Annotated in this window: 16 protein-coding genes; 11 read left to right on the forward strand and 5 right to left on the reverse strand. The window is 39.3% G+C overall.

Annotated features, from left to right (window positions below; genetic code table 11):
* Positions 1-62 precede the first annotated feature (62 nt).
* From BST86_RS01665 to BST86_RS01705, 8 genes are all read left to right on the forward strand, one after another.
* A complete protein-coding gene (locus BST86_RS01665) occupies positions 63-4718 on the forward strand; it encodes an RHS repeat-associated core domain-containing protein (RefSeq protein WP_172443295.1) in 4656 nt (1551 codons plus the stop codon).
* A gap of 777 nt (positions 4719-5495) precedes the next feature.
* Positions 5496-6236, forward strand: a complete 741-nt coding sequence (locus BST86_RS01675; RefSeq protein WP_105981742.1) for a hypothetical protein — start codon at positions 5496-5498, stop codon at positions 6234-6236.
* A 2-nt stretch (positions 6237-6238) separates the two neighbouring features.
* Complete coding sequence (locus tag BST86_RS01680) at positions 6239-6592, forward strand: hypothetical protein (RefSeq protein WP_105981743.1); 354 nt, start codon at positions 6239-6241, stop codon at positions 6590-6592.
* Positions 6579-7073, forward strand: coding sequence for a hypothetical protein (locus tag BST86_RS01685; RefSeq protein ID WP_105981744.1), 495 nt, complete (start codon positions 6579-6581; stop codon positions 7071-7073). Before BST86_RS01680 ends, BST86_RS01685 begins: the two co-directional genes overlap by 14 nt.
* Entirely contained in the window at positions 7057-8331 is a 1275-nt protein-coding gene (locus BST86_RS01690) for a hypothetical protein (RefSeq protein ID WP_105981745.1), read from the forward strand. The genes BST86_RS01685 and BST86_RS01690 overlap by 17 nt, the downstream gene beginning before the upstream one ends.
* 23 nt (positions 8332-8354) lie before the next feature.
* Positions 8355-8657, forward strand: coding sequence for a hypothetical protein (locus tag BST86_RS01695; protein WP_146126686.1), 303 nt, complete (start codon positions 8355-8357; stop codon positions 8655-8657).
* Entirely contained in the window at positions 8641-9102 is a 462-nt protein-coding gene (locus BST86_RS01700; protein ID WP_146126687.1) for a hypothetical protein, read from the forward strand. The genes BST86_RS01695 and BST86_RS01700 overlap by 17 nt, the downstream gene beginning before the upstream one ends.
* The gene (locus BST86_RS01705; RefSeq protein WP_105981748.1) at positions 9102-10232 is read left to right on the forward strand and encodes a type II secretion system F family protein; all 1131 of its coding nucleotides are present in this window, start codon (positions 9102-9104) and stop codon (positions 10230-10232) included. The genes BST86_RS01700 and BST86_RS01705 overlap by 1 nt, the downstream gene beginning before the upstream one ends.
* A 113-nt stretch (positions 10233-10345) precedes the next feature.
* Here the strand turns inward: BST86_RS01705 and BST86_RS01710 are convergent, their stop codons facing one another.
* The 5 genes from BST86_RS01710 to BST86_RS01735 form a co-directional block, all read right to left on the reverse strand.
* Positions 10346-10867, reverse strand: coding sequence for a hypothetical protein (locus BST86_RS01710; protein WP_105981749.1), 522 nt, complete (start codon positions 10865-10867; stop codon positions 10346-10348).
* Positions 10854-12068, reverse strand: a complete 1215-nt coding sequence (locus BST86_RS01715) for a hypothetical protein (protein ID WP_105981750.1) — start codon at positions 12066-12068, stop codon at positions 10854-10856. The genes BST86_RS01710 and BST86_RS01715 overlap by 14 nt, the downstream gene beginning before the upstream one ends.
* Positions 12065-14221, reverse strand: a complete 2157-nt coding sequence (locus tag BST86_RS01720; protein ID WP_105981751.1) for a type II secretion system protein GspD — start codon at positions 14219-14221, stop codon at positions 12065-12067. Before BST86_RS01720 ends, BST86_RS01715 begins: the two co-directional genes overlap by 4 nt.
* A 6-nt stretch (positions 14222-14227) precedes the next feature.
* The gene (locus tag BST86_RS01725) at positions 14228-15637 is read right to left on the reverse strand and encodes a GspE/PulE family protein (RefSeq protein ID WP_105981752.1); all 1410 of its coding nucleotides are present in this window, start codon (positions 15635-15637) and stop codon (positions 14228-14230) included.
* Positions 15638-16113: 476 nt separating this feature from the next.
* Entirely contained in the window at positions 16114-16539 is a 426-nt protein-coding gene (locus tag BST86_RS01735) for a general secretion pathway protein GspG (protein ID WP_105981754.1), read from the reverse strand.
* A gap of 318 nt (positions 16540-16857) precedes the next feature.
* Between BST86_RS01735 and BST86_RS01740 the strand changes: the two genes are divergently transcribed.
* The 3 genes from BST86_RS01740 (at position 16858) to BST86_RS01750 (ending at position 23305) form a co-directional block, all read left to right on the forward strand.
* Positions 16858-17307, forward strand: coding sequence for an OmpH/Skp family outer membrane protein (locus BST86_RS01740; protein ID WP_242446437.1), 450 nt, complete (start codon positions 16858-16860; stop codon positions 17305-17307).
* A 287-nt stretch (positions 17308-17594) separates the two neighbouring features.
* On the forward strand, positions 17595-17927 hold the full coding sequence (locus BST86_RS15010; RefSeq protein ID WP_242446438.1) for a hypothetical protein: 333 nt from the start codon (positions 17595-17597) through the stop codon (positions 17925-17927).
* Positions 17924-23305 (forward strand): RHS repeat domain-containing protein, encoded by a 5382-nt coding sequence (locus BST86_RS01750; RefSeq protein ID WP_146126688.1) that lies wholly within the window; start codon positions 17924-17926, stop codon positions 23303-23305. The genes BST86_RS15010 and BST86_RS01750 overlap by 4 nt, the downstream gene beginning before the upstream one ends.

The following is a 23305-nucleotide window of genomic DNA, read 5'->3' on the forward strand; positions in this document are numbered from 1 at the left end:
AATAACGATAAGTATTAATGACCCGTATGAATCAATACGGAGCCAACCAAAAAACCGACACCATGAAAAGCAAAAATAACCACTACCTCTTTTTTGTGTTGCTACTGAGCTGCACGCTGGGATACTCCCAAATACCGATCTTAGATCCAGGATTTGGCGGTGGAGGAGGTCTGGGGGACTGCGAGAGCTGGGAGATGGCTGATCACTATCGTGATGCCGATGGTGATGGGTACGGAGATCGTCAGGATATGATTCCTTTGCGCTTGTGTGCAAACCAAACCTATAGTGGCTATGTGACCAACAATCTAGACTGTGATGATAATAATAATACATTAGGCATTGCACAGACGTGGTACTACGACAATGATGAAGATGGTGTAGGGGGCTCTGGCGGGCTTTCCCAGCGCTCTTGTATGCAACCAGGTCCCAATTGGTCATTAACCAACAATGACTGCAATGACAACCTTGCTAGCGTCACTGGTCCAAGGATCTGGTATGCCGATACGGATGATGATGGCAAGGGGGATTTTTTGACACCAACGTCGTCTCCTACATGTACGCCTCCACTAGGTTATGTAGATAACGCTGATGATTGCAATGACAGCGACGGCGATAATTTTATCTACACTTGGTACAGAGACTACGACCAGGACGGTCTGGGTGATCCCAGTATATCGGTTACCTCCTGTAACCCACCCAATGACAACTATTGGGTATTGAATGCCGACGATTCCTGTCCCAACTATACGGGAGAGTCCGATAATCAGGGCTGTCCCGTAGGCGATGTGGGCGAGGAGCCCTGGAACACGATCAAGACGACTACCTATGATGTCACGGAGCTTCCCATTGGGAAGACCAAGTCCTATTTTGACGATCTAGGGAAACCTGTACAGAACTTAACTTTAGATTTCAAGACCAATACCACTTGGGCAACGCAGACCTTATATGACAGTCAGGGACGTCCAGCACTACAGACACTGGGAGCACCCGCCTATGGGGAGGAGACCTTTTTGTACAAGGAAGGGTTCATCAAAAAGTCTAATGGTGAGCAGTATGATATGGCAGACTTCGAGACAGATCCCGAGAATCCGCAGCCCGTTGGGGAGCAAGGGCTCTCACTGGGCTGGTATTATAGCGGAAACAACACTAATGAGGCCTATCAGGACATCACGGACTACCCTTTTAGTAGGACGGTTTACAGTAAACTCAATCCGGGCAAAGCCCTAAGAGTACTGGGCGGTAACAAGACGGGTGGTAAGTGGAAGAACGGATATAGCTTTACGATGAAGGCGGGCGCAGAACTAGCCCAGCAAGGAGCCTTTGGTGATCCAAGCTACAACACCTCGCAGGGCATGAAGATCCTCAAGACGGTGAGCCGAGACGTCCACGGTGAGGAGAGCGTGGTCTTTACCGACACGGATGGTAGGACCTTGGCCGCTGCGAGAAGTGGTTTGGGTACTATTAGAAACACGACGGTAGTAATTGGGGAACAAGGTTTTGTGGACATCCATGTGCCACAGAACATCACGGGATTTACCGTAAACAAAGGTCCAGGGGTACAGATCAGGGTTTTTGACCTGATTACCGAAGAGCAGGTGACAATAAGTACGACCTCCTTGCCCAATGGTTTTTATCGGGTCGAGGCCTCCAATGTAGGTACGGGCACGGTAAGCGTGACCTACAAGGAGAACTATTACGATTACAGCCTGAACTACTACGACAAGATAGGTAGGCTGACCAAGAGCACCCAGCCATTGGACCGGTTGGAGACGACCTACACCTACGACACCATGGGCCAACTTATATCGACCACCAGTCCCGACGAGGGCACCTCGAACTTCAAGTATAGGGAAGACGGTCAGATACGCTATTCGCAGAACAGCAAGCAGGCGGCAGTAAACCAGTTCTCCTACACGAATTACGATCTGTTGGGAAGGCCCGTGGAGAGCGGTGTGATCAATAGCAGCCGTTTTGCTACAGCTGATCCAGATACTACCGCGCTTCCCTCTGGAAGCAAGATTGAAGTGCAGGCCACGGTATACGACCAGCTTCCAGCTGGAGAGCTGGCGGGAATCGGTGCTCATGTAGACTACCGAAATCCCACCTTTTTGGACGGTAATGTGGCCAAGAGCTCCAACGACCATACGACCACCTATTACAGCTACGACGTATATGGACGCGTGAAGTGGATATTACAGAACATACCGGGTCTTGGGCTCAAGACCATCGACTATACCTACGACGACATTACGGGAAGCGTGAACATGGTGGACTATCAGAAGCATCAACCCAGCGAACGCTTCATCCACCGTTACAGCTACCACCCGATTGATTACAGCCTGACACGGGTGGAGACCTCTACGGATGGGGTCAATTTTACCGAGCACGCGCTCTATGACTACTATGAGACGGGCGCCCTGAAGCGCACAGAGATCGGAGGCGGCCTGCAGGGGATCGACTATGTGTATAACCTGAACGGTCAGCTCAAGTCGATCAACCACCCGGGACTCAACAGTACGAGTGATCCTGGAGGCGATTCCAACGACTTCTTTGGGATGAGTATCGACTATAACTCGAGCGATTATTTAAGATCGGGATCGTTCTCCTCCCAACTTGGCAGCTCCGGAGCGGAGCAGTTCAACGGGAACATCAAGGGAATCGCCTGGAATACCGCTACGGGCAATCGTCCCATGGCCAGATACGGCTACCGCTACAACCGCAACAACTGGTTGGAGTCGGCCACATACAACAGTGCTGGAGCAGCAGCGACGGACTACAAGGTGGACAATCTTACCTATGATGCCAATGGGAATATACAGAGTCTTAGGAGAAACAAGAATACGGTATCCGGCAGCAATGTCATGGACAACCTGACCTACAGCTATAAGACTGGAAAGCCCAACCAGCTGGATAGGGTAGCGGATGCTGCGGGTAATAGGGGTGTTGGCGATCTTGCCAGCCAACCGGTGAACAACTACAACTACAACTCCATAGGCCAGCTGACCAAGAACCTTCAGGACAAGATAGGGTATGTCTACAACGCCAGTGGGCTGGTCACGCAGATCACCAACCTAATTACGAACCTGCCAGCAGTAACCTTTGGCTATGACGACCGTGGACACCGACTATGGAAGACCAAGCATTTTCAAAATGGTGTGGCACAGACAAGGACGTGGTACGTCAGGGATGCCAGCGGCAGCCCGATGGCCATCTACGTGGATGGAACACCCAAGGAGTACCCTATCTACGGCAGTGGGCGCGTGGGAATATATAGGAAGGCTGATGCCTCATCCCACTACCAGCTGACTGACCACCTGGGCAACGTAAGAGCCGTGGTGCGCCGCTCGCCGACCAGTGTAGCCGCAAACGATACCCAGGACTTTGAGTATGACACGGAAGGATGGGGAGAAGGCCCGCCGGTAGTCAGTGTTTCCAACGATGGCGGCAGGCTCAACCTCACCATCACCAACCGGTGGAACTACAGTGCCCATGATTTTGATATTGATCCATCCAAGCCCTTTACGGTCTCTTTTGATTTTGATAGGGGCAACCAAGAGGCTACCTATATGATGATCTGGGAATACAAGAATGGTAGCCTAGAGCCCTGGCAGGAGCGTACCTATACGCTACTGGATCGTGATGGACGCTTTGAAGTGACCCACCAGCCCACGGCCGGCAGTGACAACAGGGTACACATTACTTTTGAGAAGAGTGGCAGTATCGACAACGGACAGCCCACGACGGTATACATCGACAACTTTAGCCTCAAGCAGGATCTGGATGCCGCCATTACCAGCGCCACGGACTACTATCCCTTTGGGATGGCCATGCCTAACACGGACAATATCATTGGTGACTACCGCTACGCCTACCAGGGACAGGAAAGGGATCCAGAGACCGGCAAGGAGGCATTTGAGGCTAGACTTTGGGACTCACGTATCGGTAGGTGGCTGACAACCGATCCTGCGGGCGAGTTTTTTAGCCCTTATCTAGGGATGGGTAATAACCCAATTTCGATGATTGATCCTGATGGAAGGTGCATAAAATGTCCCAACCCTGAAGGAGTTGAAGTAGGTACTACACATACTGAAAATGGCTACACCTTTACCATGAACAATCAAGGAGTATGGTGGAGTGAAAGTTATTTCAATGATAATGGAATAACAGTTATAGGTGATTCGAGATCCCAAAACTATACAGGTGAAATATCTCTTTTTGGAGGGATTGGATCAGATATTTTACAAAACTCGATGAAGGATTTAACCAAAAGTGATTTTTTAATAGGTAGAATCGATCCAAAATACAACATCAACTTTTCCAATAGCACTCCGAGCTCTGCAATGGGAAACGTATATAAAAGTGGATATAAGGATCTCATTCTAAAAAGGAGTAATTTAAAGCTAGGTATAAAAGTTGGGGGAGTAGCATTTGCAGCATTAGATTTTTATAGTACAGCAGACAACGCTGCCAAAGGGAATTATGCAGAAGCTGCTGCTGAAGGAACCAAAGCTTCATTGTCATTAGCTTCAAATGCTATTCCTATATTAGGACCGATAGTATTTGAAGGAGCTTACTATCTTGGTGGAAATTATTTAGTGAAGCAAGAGTGGTACAATAGAGCTCTTTTCGGAGTTCATTCAAAAACATACTATGATCGTGGAATGAGGCATGGCTTTGGCAGAGCTCATAATGTAACACAAATGTTGTTAAGTAAATGATAAACCAAATATTATGAAATTTATTATTAATTTTTATGATCGTTTATTCCTGTTTCTCTATAATTTGAAAAAGGGTTCTGACGATACTCCACAGTATCTACCTATAATTTTGATATCAGTTAGTCAAGCATGGAATTTATTTCTAGCTTTTATAATTATCTATTTTATTATTAATCAACCTTTAACTCATTTACCGAAGTTCTTATTAATTTTAATAGCCATAATGATCTTTTTTAATTTTTATTTATATCAAATTAAAGGGAGGCAGTCTATAATATTTGGAAAAAGTCTTTCAATAACTTTTACATTTAAAGCTTTTGCATTCTTATACATAATAGTTTCTATCATTTTACCATTACTTATAATTTTCATTTTGAATGAATTGGTATAGTTTTAAAAGTTACACGCATTTGCAACGCATTCTTTCTGGAGCACTTCCAATTCGAATTAGATCAAAGTAATTAATTGGAGGAAGGTGAGCAACGGACCTTCATTTTCCTGAGTGGAACTTATAGCGTATGGTTAGATTTTTACTGTAAAATTAATAAACTTTAAGCTTGGTTAGTAATTAGAAATATTGATAGGCAAATTTTTGATTTTAATATAATGAGTACGGATATACATTATCTTTCAAATCAGTGATTTAATAGTTAATAATTAAGAAATCCATATAATAACCATTTCGACCTTTATAAAATAGATTTAATCATATTAGCTCTTTATAAGTATAAAGTATTTGATTATTTTGCTTTCGCGAAAGCGATAGAAATTAAATGAATGAAGAATATTTTTCCAGCCATTGCTATTATACTTTGTATCCTGTTAAATGGTTGTAAAACCATTGCGGTTGGAAACAAAGCCCTAACCGTAATTGAAGAACCAATCTCTTTAGGAGGCATTATAGATTTTGAAAGCACCGTTTCTAAAAACCTAATTAATGTCAGGACTGTGCCTAATTATAAAAACAGGATCAAACTAAGCGCCTTCTCAATAGAGTTTAACAAAAAAGCTTTTAAGAATTATAAGAATGCGGTAGCAAATCAATCTATCGTTTCTCAAGATTCCACATTGAAAGACAGCGTACAATCAATCTCGAATTATATCTATTTGTCAATTCAGGATAAACTAGATCTTATCGAGGCTATTAATGGAGAAGAGAACAGCAATGTCGTTGCGTATTTGAAACTGAATCACAAATCTAAAGTAGTGGATGAAATCGCGGTAGTTTTTAGCGATGAAGAAACTAGATCCATACAAAAGGCTGAAGAGGTTTTTTTATATAAAATGGGTATTGATTCCTACGGGTTGCACCTTTATACCGACTCCAAATTAACGAGTACTGTATTATTTAATAATGCGGTTGTTTTTGCCTTTTCCGCTTCATTTTTTTGTTGGCAAGGAGAAAGAGAAAGCGATTTAAAAATAGTGGACCTGTCAGATGCTAGACACCCTTGCCCAGAAAACACGTATTCGAAAGCGCGTAAAGCGATTAAAAAGGTGGATCTTTATGATTTTTGATTATGAATAGACTTAAATGGTTACTCGTTTTTTTTGTTTTTGCAAGTTGTGATGATATCATTGAGGTAGAGGATATAGAGGATGAACGGGTTGAAATTCTAGCCCCTAGTGAAAATGCGGTTTTGATGGAAGGTTCCATCACCTTTTCTTGGGATGAACTGGAAGGTGCGGACTCCTACAATCTTCAAATAGCTGAGCCTAATTTTAATAGTGCTCGCCAAGTGGTTTTAGATACTACATTGACTACTACTAGTTTTAGTCAAGAGCTGATGGTAGGAGCCTATGAATGGAGGATAAGAGCAGAAAATTTTGGGTACATAACGAATTATACGACGACAAGTTTTGAAGTCCAATAAAACAAAGACTTATATTCTACTCGCTGCCGTAGCCATTATCTGGGGCATTATTATCTATAAAGTGGTTCAAGGAATGAAAGGCGACTTACCGCCGCCAATCGAATCAGTTGCAACAACCGCTTTTAATGAAGTGACCTTAAAGAAACGAGATACGTTTAGTATTAAAGATTTACCGAAGGATCCTTTCTTGGGAATCGTTTATAAAAAGGAGCAGCCAAAAGCTAAATTCACTTCAATCACCACGGTTCCTGCAGGTGATAATCCTTACGATTCCTTCCCGCGAGTATCTTATGATGGTATATTAAAACGTCCAGGCACTACCAACAGTATTTATGTAGTGAAGATCAATGGCAAGCAACATCTACTTAAACTTAACCAAGAGGTGGATAGTGTACGACTGACTAAGGCAAACGATAAAACTATTATTGTGCGTTATAAGAACCGAACAAAAACCATTTCTTATAATGAGACTCCTCAATAAAGTAAATGCCGGTGCCTTACAATTTACATTAGTTGTCATTGTTCTTATAGCAACTTTATTGGCTTCTTTTGTGTTATTTATTGATATTCATCAAAAGCTGGCCTTTCAGGACGTTTTATCGGGAGAGGTCATACGGCTTACCGATAAAGGAATCACGAGAAGTTTGCTGGATTTTGAAAAGACTACTAGATCTAGTAATGAATCTTTTTATAATATTTCAGGTAGCCAATTGGGTGTATCTACAGAAAACTGGGGTCTTCTAGAAAAAGTTACCTCTAGCGCGCAGATCAAAAACAAGGCTTTTAGTAAAATTGCGCTAATCGGAGCCAAGCAAATAGGAAACAAATCCGTTGTTTTGTATATGAATGATACTGGGTTGCCGCTATCAGTAGCCGGTAATACAAGAATAGTAGGTGATGTGTATTTGCCCAAACAAGGGGTCAAATCAACCACAGTTAATAATCAATATTATAACAATACGGTTTTGATCCAGGGGAAACAACAAACAACGTCAGGTATTCCAGATTTAAGCCCAGAGTTCATTCAGCTCATTGTTGATTATTGTGATTCTAAATTTCCAATTTCTGGAGACCAAGTGACGGTGTTTGAGGCTGGTATCGATTATAAAAATTCGTTTCACGATCCTTTAATGACTCTCGTTAGTTCTGAAGATGTTTATGTCAAGTCCAATGAGTTGATAGGAAATGTAATTCTATATTCTGAGAGCAAAATTGTACTATCTAAAGCATCTAAGGTAGAGGATATAATTTTAATTGCCCCAGAGATAATAATTGAAGATGGTTTTAAGGGCACGGTGCAATGTTTTGCGAGTTCAAAGATAGCTGTAGGTGAACAAGTACAATTGAATTACCCATCCAGCTTGGTGGTTTACGACCGTCAGGCCTTGGCCAGGACTGATGAGCCCTTCAAAAATTACATAGATATAGGAAAGAACACTAAAGTTGCGGGAAGCATTGTCTATTACGGTTTCAAACAAAACAACAACTTAGTACCACAAGTTTTGATTCGTGAAGACGCCATCGTAATAGGAGAAATCTACTGTTCTCAAAACCTACAGTTAGAAGGTACAGTTAATGGAACCATATATGCAGACAAGTTTGTACTGGAGAAATTTGGATCTACCTATCAAAACCATCTTTTGAATGCTACCATTGATCGGTCGGGTTTACCGAAAGAGTTTATAGGAATGGTAGTAGAAGAAAACAAAACAAAAGGAGTTGCCAAATGGTTGTATTAAAAAAGATAAAGGCATCCACGATTATGGAAACTATGGTAGCCACGGTGCTCATTGTAGTGATTTTTATTTTGGCCAGTCTTATTTTGAACAATCTATTCAGTAACTCCATTAAAAGGGATACGGTTCTTGTCGATGCTCGACTAACGGAATTAGAATATTCCTATCTTCATAAAAAAATAAATTTACCGTATTCCGAAACCCTGGACGATTGGAACATCGAGATAATTTCAAGGGAAGAGAACGAATTGAAAGTGGTTCTGTTTCAAGGCAGTAATGTAGATACAGGTCAATCAACAACGAAAAAGAGATATGAAACTAACCTCTAGAATTCCAGCATATACGCTAGCTGAACTTATCGTGGTAATGATTCTTACTACCATTGTTGTGGGATTGGCATTTTCTACGTTACGTTTAGTACAATCCCATATGACTGCCATACAGGCCAATTACGATAAGAAAAGAGAGGTAGGCCAATTCAATTCCCTTATAGAACTTGATTTTAATCGGTTTAACAACATTACCTACGATAAGAACACTGATGTATTAACTTTTAAAAATCCACTTGATTCACTTAACTATCAATTTTCAGAATCCAAGATTATAATGGGAGAACAGACTTTAAATATACCCATTTCTGAAAAAGTATTTTTTTACGATGGAGAGAAACGAGAGGCAGGAGAGATAGATGCCATTAGAGTGGTTATGGATAGCCTGAATAAGGCTCAATTCTTTGTTTTTAAAGTGAATGATCCAACAAGAAAAATCAATTAATGGGTTTCAAGATTGAGAACATTCAGACAGCAACTGCAACCAAGAAAGAAACTCAAAAGGTCTCTATCTGGAAGCGAGAAATCGCCTTGTTTGGAGCTGTTTTTAATAATAAGGTTAAGGAAGAATTCTATACGGAGCTAGGAGTATTGCTGAATGCTGGCATTCAACTTAAACAAGCACTTGATTTGATTGGAACATCATTCAAAAAAGAAAGCCACAAAAGAATAGTGCATGACATAGTTGCCTCTATAGTTTTGGGTAAGAGTTTTTCCAACGCGATACAACCAATCAAAAGTTTTACGGAATATGAATATTACTCCATTCAAATAGGAGAGGAGACGGGTACCTTACATCAGGTGGCACAACAGTTGGCAGATTTCTACACCAGAAAAAACAATCAAAGACGTCAGCTTATAGGTGCATTGATATACCCATGTATCATATTATCGACCGCCGTGCTAGTGGTGTTATTCATGCTGCAATTTGTGGTACCCATGTTTCAAGATATTTTTGAGCAGCAGGATCTTGAATTACCCTGGATCACCAATTTTATCATTGAAGTTTCTGAAATTGTAGGAGCTTATGGATTTTGGATATTAGTGCTGCTGGTTGGACTCCTTTTTTTCAATAAGTTTTTATTGAAACAGGTATGGTATAAAAAATTTATGCACAATGCTCTGCTCAGGATACCCTATATAGGTGCGCTCATCAAAACGATCTACTTATCACAGTTCACCCAAGCCTTTTCACTTCTAACCATAGCTAAGGTACCTTTTGTAAATAGCATCAACTTGGTGAAAAAAATGATTGATTTTCACCCTTTAAAGGAGGCACTAGATGCTATTGAGAAAGAAGTGATGAGAGGAACATCCATCAGTAAGAGCATGAGCTCCCACAAAATTTTTAGTAGCAAGATGATAGCCATGGTAGGCGTTGCGGAAGAGACCAACCAGAATGAGTATGTATTTAAAAAGCTCAATGAGCAATTCAATGTAGAGGTGGAGCATAAGTCAAAACTATTATCGACTGTACTAGAACCAGTAATTATAGTAATTATTGGCTTGATCGTAGGAGTTATATTGATCTCTATGTACTTGCCTATGTTTCAGTTGAGCAGTGTACTTGGTTAAATTGATTAAGCATTGAACGGATATGATATCGAGATAGGGGTCACATTACTATGTCAACATCCATTTTTAGGGGTTTCGCTTTCGCGAAAGCGAGATACTGAAAAAAGGCATGTTTAAAAGGTTTGTTCAGAATAACTAATAAATATTTCTGCCTGTAAGTATTTATTGTTCTCCTTATAATTTTTCTCAACCTTAAAGTTTAAATGTCTTACTCTACCAACGAGTACGTTTTGCTCCAATAGATAAATCGTCTTATTAATATCATTAAAATTCCCTTCTACTATAAATCTATACGTTTTCGTGCGAATATTATTTTCCTCAAACGTATGAGGTTTTTCATAGGCCACTAAACGTACTCCAACAGAATCTTGAATCCCATTTAAAATCTCTAATAAGCCTTTACGTGTTGTGGCTACATCAATGTTGTTTTCCAGCAGTATAGCATCATAATCCTTTTCCCTCTTACGGAGCATGAGTAGACTGTTCTTTATCTGCTCATATTTTTGAGTGTTTAATTTTAAAACATTCAGTTCGTTTTTTTTATCCATTGTTTTTTTAATGGCAAGGCTATAGCATGCCCAAACTAAGATTACAAAATATAAGACTAGGAGAACTTCCTTTTTATATTTTTTCATGGATACTAATCTTTATGGTGAATTCAGATTGTTCCAAGTTTTGCGAACCGTATTGAATAACTTCTACCTGACTTACCTCTTCCAAGTTTTCTAAAAATGAGTACCAACGTGTAAAATCCATATTGTTCCCACTGAAACCTTTGATAGTCATTGTATTATTTTCATAAAGGATGCGCTCTGTAGGTTTAACCATCTTTGTTAACGGTTGGTATACTAGTTCATTAAGTTCAATAGATTTAGGTAGTTCTAATAGCGCTGTGTACAGTAGCTTTGAAGTTTGAGAACTTCCATTGGACATCGCAAGAGACATCAACACTTCTTTTGCTTGAACACTGGAGGTCAACTTTGACATTTGCATTTCTTCAATATTATGGTCTATTGACTTTTGTTTTAATTTTTCAGTTTGATCAAAATAGGTACTGTACAGAACAAAATTGATCAGAAGAATTAAAAAGGTAGTAACTGTCATCCCTAAAAATAAACTTTTACGTAATCGAAATCGTTGAAATTGACTCTTCAGCTCGTCGTTCAACTGATCTAAATTACACGTGATGCTTGGATTTTGAATAATACTTTGTAAAGCAGCTGCGAAGGACATTAGGTAAGCATCACTCACATTTATACCGTTGATATCATGAGAGGTATTGTCACTTGTCGAGGACCCACGAGTCAAATTGAGTTGTTTTTCCTCATCAATACTTAGTATACCCCTCGACGTATGGTAAGTTTGACCTTTCATGAACGGAATGATATTCTGTAGGAATCGAAATCCAATTGAAAGATTGATAATTGTAACCTTATGATCTCTCAATTTATTAAGAATGTTATCAATTTGATCCTTTCTGATAATATTCAAATGAAACTGATGCTGGTCAGTAGATATTTCATAGTTGAATTGGCTTACATCTATATCTGGAAAGGACCTCCTTAAAACTTGATTTTCTTCATTTTCTTGTACCGTGCTAACTTTATAAAGAATATTTGAGGTTGTTAGAACTAAGTTTGCCTGTATGTTTTTATCGATTTTCTCCTCTAGCTCCTTTAGGCAGCTAACTTCAAATTGATCTACTATCTTTATTTCTCCTTTACTTTTTTTTAATGATGTGAAATAATAATAATCAGTTCCATTAATAGAGCTTACTTCAATACCATTATAGGTATTGTGGTAAAAATGATAATTTAATAATTTGGTGATTATCATTTAATGATGGTAGGTTTTATCAAGACGGTAAGCTTAGCTTTTCTACCTTCTCTAACGCGCTGACTAAATAGCCATTTTATAACGGGTATTCTTGCTAAAAAGGGAACACCGCTACCTGAATTATTAGAGCTTTGCTCTTCTAGACCTCCCAAAATAACAATGTCTTGATCCTTTACTCTTATAATTGAGCTGAACTCTCTGGAACTAATGTCTGGTGGGGCATTTTGAGAGATTCTAGTTCCAAAGGTAGATTGAATTACAGAAATATCAAGAGTCACTTGGCCATCACCCGAAACCAAGGGTTTAATAGTTATCCCTAGTTCGGCATCAATAGGCACAAAATTTACCACAGTTTGCGTGACTGGGTTATCTGCTCCTATTATCGCTTGTTCCGTAATCGTATAATACGAAGTATTTCCATTTGAAAAAGTAGCTCTGTGTCCATTAAGTGTAGAAAGCTTTGGAGTGGATCGAATCTTTAAATTGCCATTACTTTCCATTGCTTTGATTGTTACAAAAAAGTTGGGAATCACCTTACCGAGGTTAAAAGAGCCAAATCCATCAAAACCGCCGATAACCCTATTCAATGTACTGGCTCCTATATTTAAATCAGTTTCTGGAAAAATTCTTCCTTGTGTAGTAGTAGGTGCATCGTTTATTCCCCAACTAACACCAGTTTCCACAATCGAGGATTGATTTACCTCCAAAATCATCACTTCGATTAAAACAACTGGTACAGGTTTGTCAATTTTTGAAATGAACTCTTTAAACACATTAATTTTAGAACTGGTGCCATTGACATAAAAGCTATTTAACTCATAATCTACCTTTATATCTAATCCTTTCTTTACTTCATCTGGAAGTATGCTTATTATAGCTTCCGCTTTATTTGCATATTCGCCGAAAGTTTCTCCTATGTTAGAGTTTATGGCACTTCTGTTATTTTGATTTCTATTTTGTGCCGTGTTAGAGAAATTGTTGGATGGATTATTTCCAAAAGCATTACTAAAACTATTATTTCGATTGAAGCTATTTGTATTACCACCAGAAGGGTCTGACAACAATTCTATCGACCTGTGCTGCATTTGAACCACCGCAACCTCTCTAGTAGAAAGTTGGTTGTTGAAACCGAAGTAGTAAACATTATTTTCTTTCTTAAACGTGTAGAAGAGTTCACTATTTTCTGCTTGTGGATTGTTACTATTATTGACAGAGTTTTGACTTGAGACTATTTTTTGCTCAAATATTTTAACTAGAAAATCATCAAATGATATAGACTTTCTAGAAAAAGTAACAGTACCAGCCTCGCTTAACGGGCTTGCGATAAATGTATCTAGATTTAATGCCTCAGTAAGTTGTAGTATGACGCGCTCAACATTAGCATCTACTAAGTCCACCTTAATTATTTTCCTTACAGGGTCTAAGACTTCAAAGCTTTTGTTTGAGGTAGTGCTATAGTTTCTACCTTCATAAGCGATATTGTTTGATTCAGGATTCCCATTACTCGTTATATTTCTAAATAAATAAAATCCATCTTCTGACTTCTCTACAAATAAATTATTTGCGATGGCAATCTGTTTCATCGCGTTCTCAAATGGAGTATTATTGATAAAAACTGTTATCTTTTTGTTTTGCAGTGCTGGTTCAAAAACTAGGTTTCTACCGCTAACTTCGGTAATGGTTTTAAACACTTTATATAATTCATCATTTTGAGCATCTACAGAAATGGTATTATCTAAAGGTTCGTATTTAACAGGAATAATTCGTTCTTCAATGACCGCTTGTGGTGGTTGATATTTAGATATTGATAAAATATTACCGGTAATATCAATATCTAGACTGTACTCTTTACTTAGAAATACGATCAAGTCCAAAGCATTTACATCATTAAAATTGTTGATTATAAATAAATTGCTTAGTTCTTGGGAAACATTGATGTTGATATTGTTTATTTCAGCTACTGCCAGCAGAAAGTTATCCAACGAAACATTCCTAACTGCAAAATCGGTTTTAACTTTTTCATTAAGTCCTGGAACCTCCGAGGATAGTGCGATTAATTTTTGCTCGATGGCATTTATTCTATCAATGTTTTCAACTTGAGAATACCCAAAAGCACTTATAAATAGTATTACTAAGAAAAACCTTTCTTTCATGACTCGCTAATCAATTAATAATGGATATGCTTCTTCAATCGACGTGACTCCGTTTTTAATCAAACGAACAGCATTTTCCTTTAACGTCGGAATAGAGTTTTTCTCAAGATATTGAAGTATGTTAAGCTCATTCAATTTTATTTTTTCGGTCAACTCTTTTGAAACAGCAAGAACTTCATATAGAGCTTGTCTTCCCGTGTATCCGGTATGGTGACATCTGTCACAGCCCTGAGCTGTGTAATGAATGATCAGATCTTTAGGTATTTCAAAACTCTTTGGGAATAGATTGGCTTCAATAGGCATTTTTCTGCAGCAGTAGGGACATAATTTTCGTACGAGCCTTTGAGCCACACTTATGTTGAGAACGCTAGCAATTAAAAAAGCAGGAACCCCCATATCAATTAAACGGGAAATAGTTGCCCAAGAGTCATTTGTGTGTATTGTAGAAAGTACCAAGTGTCCAGTTAATGCTGCCCTGATGGCCATATTTGCTGTTTCACGATCTCGAATTTCACCAACCATTATAATATCCGGATCTTGTCTCAGAAATGTTCTCATAGTACTGCTAAAATCTAAACCTATATTTTCTTTTAGTTGAACCTGATTAACACCTGCTAGAGTATATTCTATGGGGTCCTCAATGGTAAGAATATTATTCTGACCCGTGTTTAACAATTTTAGAGTTGCGTACAAAGTCGTGGTTTTTCCAGATCCTGTAGGTCCAGAAATCAGTACGATCCCATTGGGCTTTCTTATGGCCTCTTTGTAAAGCACCAACTGATTTTCACCGAAGCCCAAGGAATCAATAGAGACATCATCCACATCCTTTTTAAGAATCCTCAAAACCATTTTTTCTCCATAAAGTGTTGGTAACGAAGAAACTCTTATATCAAACTCATTACTATAAAGTTTCATAGTGATTCTTCCATCCTGTGGAAGACGTTTTTCAGAAATATCCAGTCCTGCTCTGATCTTAAGTTTGTTAATGATAATCGGAAACTCTTTGACGTCTACTATGTATTGTTCATTTAGTTTACCATCAATTCTAAATCTAATTCTGCATCTATTTTCATAAGGCTCGAGATGAATATCACTGCTTTCGAGACTTCTAGCAGATTGAATTATTTTTTCCACAAAATCATCATTGAAATGAAATTGTTTAATGGCATTATCACTGGCCTGCCGGTAATTGACGCTAAGAAATTTATCTACAGTGGTAGAATCTTCATCTATGAGTCTAATGGGTTGATTCAAAACGACGGACAATTCTCTCTCTAGATCTTTATTGGTTTGATCTGTTTTAAAAACAATTGTTTCATGATCAATGTGATCAGGGATGATACGGTAGTGATTTGCCTGATCACTGGAAATCACCTGCTTGAGATTGGTCTCAATACGCCATGAGCTATCAGTCATATTGAAAAATTATATGGTGTAAGATTTGCAAAATAGGCTAGGTAGCTCAAACCAAAAATAAGAGATAAGTTGCCGGCAAGGGGAACCGTTTCATATTTAGATGATTTTTGTAAAATTAGATGCATCAGTAGGCTAAGGAACAAGCCAATTACGAATATTATTATAAATGAAACCGTTGAAAATGTAAAACATAAAGCGTATAGAGAAAGTACGTCGCCGAGGCCAAGCGATTGATCAATTGACGTTCTCATTTTTAATTTGATATATAAAAATATCACGCAAAGAATTGACGTAATGAGCAAGAGATTAAGTGTAATAGAAATCAAAAAATGATCAAAAGTAGTATTGTAAAAAAATATAGTTCCTGCAAGTAAGGCTACAAAAGGGAAAAGTATCCAATAAACTTCTCTGTCCCGAATATCTTGGAGGAAGATAGCAAATAGAGCAATTAAGATTAATGCTTTTATAAAAAGCATCTAGTCTGGGACGATTTGTCTTGGTACACCATCCTCATTGATTTCCCAAACATTCATAATTCCGTCTCCATCAAAATCTGTCACTGCAGTTGCTCTAGCCAGAAAATGATTTGCAGTTGATTCAATTAATTCATAATTATAATTTGAGGTACCATTTTCTTTTATGGTTTTGGGCGCTTCAAAATTGATCTCATTCAAATCAAAAGAGTACTTTGAATACATATACTTATGGGTTGTTTGAGAGTTGTAAATGTATTTCAATTGACTTTGTGCCTCAATACTTTTAGCCTTAGCAATGAGAGGCATTAAGTTTGGCAACGCTAGTAAAAGCAGGATACCTATAATGACTAGAACAATTAGCACTTCTTGAAGATTGTTTGCAGGTACTTTTTTGGCTATTTGTTTTAAAAAGGATTTTTTCTTCATTTTTTGAATTTTTCCGCCGCGATAAAGTTAATTAGATCGATGACAATGTTAACGATTTTTTAATTTTTATTCAAATCTGAGGTATGGAAGTTCTATTTCAAATCGACTAAAAGATTAAAGATTTTCCAATGTTAACAAATCATTAATTCCCTCTTAAAATTTTGTTTAAAGATTATTGTGAGTGATATTGGCAACTTTTAAGAGTTTATACCACTAACCAATTTTATGAACAAGATTACCTTACCGCTCGCCATTTTGGCGCTGATTCTTTCCATTGTCTCCTTTTTTTACCCTTTCAGCACATCCGAGCAAGTCTTTGTGGATGTTAATAAGCTGCTTGATGGCTATAAGCGCACCAAGGTGGTTCGTGCCGATTTTGAGGCCAAGGCCAAGACTCTAAATGCTAATGTAGACAGCTTGGTAGCCGACTGGCAGAAGGAGCTCAAGGTCTATGAGAAAGAACGCTCTTCCATGAGTGCCAAGGAACTGGAGCTCAAACAAGAGCTATTGGGCAATAAACAGCAGCAGATCAACAGCTACCAACAGGCCGTCCAGAAGCAGATCCAGGAAGAGGACCAGAAGGCCACCCAGACGGTGATCAACGATATCAATGACTATGTAAAGCAGTACGGCAAGGACAATGGCTATCGCATCATTTTAGGAGCCAGTGGCAGTGGTAATATCATGTATGCAGATGAGGCTGCCGACCTGACCGAAGAAGTTTTGGTCGGTCTTAATGCTGACTTTGAGGGAAGCAAGACGGAATAGTCGCACGCATGAATACAACTACCTTTCGCCTTTTATCGATAACCCTGTGTACCTACCTAGTGGGCTGCACCTCGAACACCTTTGATACACCAGAGGCAATGGCGGAATATATCAGTGATGAGCAGAATGGCTATTTGCAGAGCAAGAACGTCAAGGGCTACGATTTTTCCCTACGCTACCGACCCACGGACCTGTTGGTGGAGCAGGAGCTAGGAGAAAACAAAGACCCCAAAAAAGTAGACTCCCTAAGAAGCAAATATGGGGCATACCTATATTTCAATCTAAGCATGTCAGCCAATGACAAGGAGCTATTGAGTAGCATGGCGGGAGACCGCAGCCGCTTCGGAGAAATGGTCAATCAGCTTGCCTTCGGGATGGGAGACAAGGTACACCTGTTCACCAAGGAAAGGGATACCATAGAGATGACCGACTTTATCTATCCACGGATGTACGGGATGAGTCGCTCGACCGATATCATGTTTGTGTATCCACGAGAGGCCATAGAAAAAACCGAAGAGATCAACTTCACGGTGGAGGACCTGGACCTGTATACAGGCGAGGTACGCTTCAAGATGGAGACCGTAAAAATCAAGAACCAACCAAAACTATCATTTAGATGAGAGGAGTATTACAAAAGGTATTAGCGACAATTCTATTAATAGCAACGATGACCACAACCGCGATGGCACAGGGCCCCAATGCACCGGAAGCGGCAAGTTTTGAGCCAGTAGATGCTACTGATATGGTCAATTTAGTTACAGGTGACCTCTCCTATGTGTTGCCTCTTCTGAACGTTCCCTCTCCGGAAGGAGGCTACCCTATTGCTTTGTCTTATCACGCGGGAATAGCTATGGATCAGGAAGCAAGCTGGGTAGGCTTGGGGTGGAATATAAATCCAGGTGCTATTAATAGATCGGTAAATGGGAAGCCTGATGATTGGAAGGGAGGAAAGGAAATTAACATTGTCTATGCAGATTTGGGTGAAACTGAAAATATAACAGTTGGACTCGGTGCAGGAATTAAAGGCCTTGGTTCAGCAGCTATTGATTACACATTTGTAGATGGTAAAGGTATGGGTGGAATGGTATCTATGAGTAGTCAATTTGGAAGATATTCTGTGGGTTACGGGCAATATGCTGGTCAAAACTCCTTAGGGATTAACTTAATGTCCTTAAGCGGATCTTTAGGTAACAGTGGTTTGGGTGCAAGTGCCAATTTGGGTTATGATATCTTAAACAACAAACCTTACTTGAGATTGTCAATTTCTCATAGTTCCACAGAATCATCTTTGAGTACTGGTAGTAATGGAACAAGTACCGCAATTGGGGGAGTTGGTGTAAGTATGTCAATTACAAATTCAATCCAAAAAAATGATTATTCAGTAAGGTCAAAAGGCTTTAGTATTATTATTCCTTACAAATTTCTAACATTGAAGTTAACCTATGCCAAAACACGGGTTTCATTATTTGACAATCAAGAAAGATCGTTCTATGGATCACTATATAGTAAGGATGCAATGATTCTGAGTAACGGGAGTAATCAAAATATCAACTTAGCTTCTAAGGATCGGTTTATGGATGTTTCTGGCGCAAAAGTTGGTGGAACCAAAAGTAGCTCAGAAGAAATAGTTTATGGGAACCCTCAGAGCTTAAGTTACGATAATTACAGGGTTTCGGGTCAGGGAAATATGATGTCGATTCAGCCGAGATATTATGAATTTGGAGCCTTAAACGGAGTTCAAGAAACTAGTTACCAATACGGAAAGGATAATGCTTATCAAACTCTTCCTTTCACCAAAAGTTTTTCAGATACCAATAAAAATTTATTTTTTTACAATACCGAATTTGCCTCATCTTATTTAAAAGTTTCTTCTGATGATTGGTTGGTTCATAATAGTCTAAATGATATTTTAGATACAATGCCTGCATCTCATATTGAAACGGTAAGCAATTTCAATAACGGAGAGTCCGATCAAGGAAGAAGAAGGTCTGGAGAGTTTATCGAATCTTATACAAATGATCAGATAATAAATAATGGTAGCCTAATCATTGAAGCTACAAATTTTAATCGCTCCGCTCTCGTGAATTCCAGTCAGAAACCGAAATATCCTCCAGAAGGAATTGGAGCTTTTAAAATAACGTCGGTTGATGGTAAAACTTACCATTACTCCCTTCCTGTTTACCATTATGAATATTTCCGAAAATCTTATGACTTAAACAAAGGGGAATTCGAGGAGTTTGCCGAAGTTAAAAATCTTAAGCCGTATGCAACACATTGGTTATTAACTTCAATAACTGGGCCTGATTATATAGATGCTAATGGAAATGGTATTTTAGATAAGGGTGATTTCGGATATTGGGTCAATTTTAATTACGGAAAATGGTGTAATAGTTTTTTATACGAGGAATTAATTTCAGTAAAAGAAAGGTACACTAGAACTACTGTAAAAAGATTTGATGAGGAAAGGAAGAACGCTGTTAAAATACAAGGTATCAAGGAATTATATTATCTAAATTCCATAGTAACGAGAGACCACTCTGCTTTATTTATTAAGAGTAAAAGGCTAGATAATATTGGCGCTTCGGATTCACGAAATGAAACATATGATGACGTAAACAAAACTTTAGTTGACGACGATGCATCAATTGCAACGGGAATTTATTTTGAAGATATTGAGTACAATATAGAAACTTTGTTGACCGCAGTACCAACCTTGAAATTAGATAAGATATTATTAATTAAAAACGAGCATGCAAGCTTAGTTGCGTTGAACCACATTATGGAACCGATTAATTCAGTTGATAATTACGTTAAAATCAATACTTATAGTGAAAGATTTAATGCAGCGGGGCAACATCTTGGAACTTACCATAAAATAAACCATGACCGTAATTGGAAATCGGGAACAATCGAAAACAATGTTTATTTAAGCAAAAATATGCCAGCCAACTTCGAGAGCAATCATATGTTAAAAGGCTTTTTATTTAACTATGATTATTCTCTAGCTAGAAGAGTGGATCAATCAACAGCCAAACTTACACTTGAAAAACTTACCACTCTAAGTAAGAATACGACCTCTGTGGTTCCTCCATATCATTTTAGCTACTATTCGGAAAATCGACTTTATGATCACAAGGATTATGATTTATGGGGATTTTACAAGACTGACCCAAAAGTATATAGTTTGAGAACAATCGAATCACCTTTAGGTGATATTGTTGATATTGAATATGAACGAGATGATTTTCACAATATTTTATTTGCGGAAAATAAAATAAATGATCTGACTCCCGTCCCTACATCGTTAAAGTTTTTAAATTCAGGAAGTAAAGTTGAGCTAGATATACGAAATACAAATCCATGTATTGAAATCGATGAGTTTTATTCTTGTATGAAAATCAATCAATCAATTACTTTGGTTTTAAAAAAATCAAACTATCCAGATTTGAATGTAACAGGAAGTTTAAAATCTATAAATAGATCTGAAAGTAAAATTGTTGTGGATTTACCAATCACATTAGATAGTCATTATAACACCAACTTTTACAATAATGTATATCGTAATGGTAGTTCAGGATATGTAGTTGATTTAATTATTCCCGATTGTAACACGAATCAACAAATTGGAAAGTGCAACGATTCTCGTGGAGGCTTGCGCGTGAAAAGTATCAATATTATAAATGGAACCGATAGAATAAGTACTCTTTTTGATTACAATTTTCCAGGAACTGAAGTTAGTTCTGGTGTTACAACTTATACCCCTTACTTAAGATTCCCAAGTTTCGCTAGTTTAGTTCCAGGGCCAGGTGTTATCTATAAGAATGTTGAGGTTAGTCAAATTGCTTCTAACAATGATTTTTTAAACAAAATGGCTTATAAGTTCAACACATTCAAGCCTCTAGATTATAAAATAGGTCAATCAGTTCCCGCAAGCAGATCGACTCCAGGCTATGCCTTAGAAGAAATTGAGGGTTTTCTAACAATAAATTATGATAACAATTATTCTGTTCCCAATATTCCAAATTATGACACTAGTCCGAATCAGGTTTATACGTCCAAATTGGAAATTTTCGACAATTTTCATATGTTAGGTTCATTACTGGAGCAATCTTCAATCAATAGTGAAAATCAAATACTAGAAAAATCTATTTATAACTATGGGGTTGATGTTAACGAAATTGGATTAAGTAAGGAATCTTTTAATTCCTACAGTATTGATATATCTGAAGTTCAATCCCCCAATTCAGGTACAAAGTTTGCTAATTTTTACTTGGGAATCACCTCAAAAACCCGGATTCCTTCCAAGCTAAAGTCTATTGAAAGTTCTACAAATAATTACAGTAGTTTATCCTATAACACAAAATATGACTTTAACACTGGTTTAGTATTAGAGACGGAGACTGTAGACAGCCGTGGCAATAGGTTCAAGACGGAGTCTGTACCTGCGTATAAGATAGCTGAGTATAACCCGGTGGGCGGTTATGGTATGGGTAGCAAGGTGGATGATATCACGAACAAGAATATGTTGAGCCAGCAGGCGATGAGCAAGACGTATCTGGATGTGGGCGGTACGTGGAAGCTGACCTCTGCGGATATCACGACCTGGAACAATAATTGGAGGTATCCTGTAAGTAACCCCAATGCGAGCTATGAGCAGCCTACGGATCCTGCTCAGAAGATCTGGAGGAAGCACAAGAGTTATGTCTGGGACGGACAACTGAACACAGATGATACAGATGATGCTTATGGAACTTACGTGAACTTTACCGGAGAGTACGACGGGTTCAACTGGGGACTAGGTGGCTATACCACCGATGGTAAGGGCAATACGGTGCATGCGATCACCCATGGGGCTGGTTCCAACTGGAAGCTGGCCTCGGAGACGACCCTTTACAACCATTTTTCGGCACCATTGGAGGCCAGGGACATTAATGGCAACCATGCCTCGACGAAGTACGATAAAAATTACGAGAAGGTGATCTCAACGGTCAATGCGGCCTATACGGAGCAGTACTACTCGGGTGCCGAGGATGAGGCGAATGGCCTTGTAGGCGGTCATATGAATATCTGGTACCACCAGGATGCCCAGGCGCACACGGGCAAGTATTCGGAGAATGCGGGAACGGGAAGCAAAAACTTTCGGAGTTACCCGAGACCGGTACTCAAGGCTACTGAATCCAGTAAGCGCTTCCGTGTCTCTGTTTGGGCCCATAAGGCTAATCATGGGAACGCACGTATATCCGTGGGTGGCAACTTGACCCAGTTCAGTGGAGAAAAGGTCTTTGCAGGAGATTGGGTACAGCTGAACCACTACTTTGATCTTTCAGGGCAGACAGAGGTTTTTGTCAGATCGGCCAGTGGTACGGTCTATTTTGACGACTTCCGCCTGCACCCGGTGGGGTCCAGCATGAGCAGCTATGTGTATAACGAATGGGGAGAGCTGAGCTATATCTTGGGAGCGAATAACATGGCGACGCACTATGAGTATGATGATGCGGGAAGACTGGTGCGGACCTATGTGGAGACGGCGGACAATGGTACCGTTGCTGGAGGCTTCAAGCTGGCCAAGGAGATGGACTACCGCTACAAGGCCAGCATGACCTTTACGGGTCCTCCAGCACCGAGAAATCCTTTGAGGGCTGTCAAAGAGCCGTCAGGTATAGTCAACGCCTGCGTTGAAGCCCCTCTAACCGGTGGCGGACAGACTGCTAACTACCAGTACAAGTGGGCTCAGAGCAGTAATCCTTCTAATCTAGTTTACGGCAACTGGACGACCGATTTGTGCCTGCAGCTCAACATCCAGTCCTGCAAGAGTACCTTCTATAAGGTAGCGATCCGTAATGTAGATACAGGAGTAACCAAAGAGTGGTCGGGCAGCTACTTCAACAATGATGGCTGCCCCCCAACAGACCCAGGAGGTGGCGGTCCAGTGTTAATACCTGATGGAGGCGATCCTAGTAATCCTGGTTTTGAATCCCCTGTAGATAGGTTTAATTAG

Source organism: Nonlabens agnitus (assembly GCF_002994045.1).
In the GTDB taxonomy this organism is placed as follows: domain Bacteria; phylum Bacteroidota; class Bacteroidia; order Flavobacteriales; family Flavobacteriaceae; genus Nonlabens; species Nonlabens agnitus.

Coding starts and splice junctions, on each gene's coding strand:
- BST86_RS01665 (WP_172443295.1), top strand. CDS start 63: ATGAAAAGCAAAAATAACCACTACCTCTTTTTTGTGTTGCTACTGAGC.
- BST86_RS01675 (WP_105981742.1), top strand. CDS start 5,496: ATGAAGAATATTTTTCCAGCCATTGCTATTATACTTTGTATCCTGTTA.
- BST86_RS01680 (WP_105981743.1), top strand. CDS start 6,239: ATGAATAGACTTAAATGGTTACTCGTTTTTTTTGTTTTTGCAAGTTGT.
- BST86_RS01690 (WP_105981745.1), top strand. CDS start 7,057: ATGAGACTCCTCAATAAAGTAAATGCCGGTGCCTTACAATTTACATTA.
- BST86_RS01695 (WP_146126686.1), top strand. CDS start 8,355: ATGGAAACTATGGTAGCCACGGTGCTCATTGTAGTGATTTTTATTTTG.
- BST86_RS01700 (WP_146126687.1), top strand. CDS start 8,641: ATGAAACTAACCTCTAGAATTCCAGCATATACGCTAGCTGAACTTATC.
- BST86_RS01705 (WP_105981748.1), top strand. CDS start 9,102: ATGGGTTTCAAGATTGAGAACATTCAGACAGCAACTGCAACCAAGAAA.
- BST86_RS01710 (WP_105981749.1), bottom strand. CDS start 10,867: ATGAAAAAATATAAAAAGGAAGTTCTCCTAGTCTTATATTTTGTAATC.
- BST86_RS01715 (WP_105981750.1), bottom strand. CDS start 12,068: ATGATAATCACCAAATTATTAAATTATCATTTTTACCACAATACCTAT.
- BST86_RS01720 (WP_105981751.1), bottom strand. CDS start 14,221: ATGAAAGAAAGGTTTTTCTTAGTAATACTATTTATAAGTGCTTTTGGG.
- BST86_RS01725 (WP_105981752.1), bottom strand. CDS start 15,637: ATGACTGATAGCTCATGGCGTATTGAGACCAATCTCAAGCAGGTGATT.
- BST86_RS01735 (WP_105981754.1), bottom strand. CDS start 16,539: ATGAAGAAAAAATCCTTTTTAAAACAAATAGCCAAAAAAGTACCTGCA.
- BST86_RS15010 (WP_242446438.1), top strand. CDS start 17,595: ATGTCAGCCAATGACAAGGAGCTATTGAGTAGCATGGCGGGAGACCGC.
- BST86_RS01750 (WP_146126688.1), top strand. CDS start 17,924: ATGAGAGGAGTATTACAAAAGGTATTAGCGACAATTCTATTAATAGCA.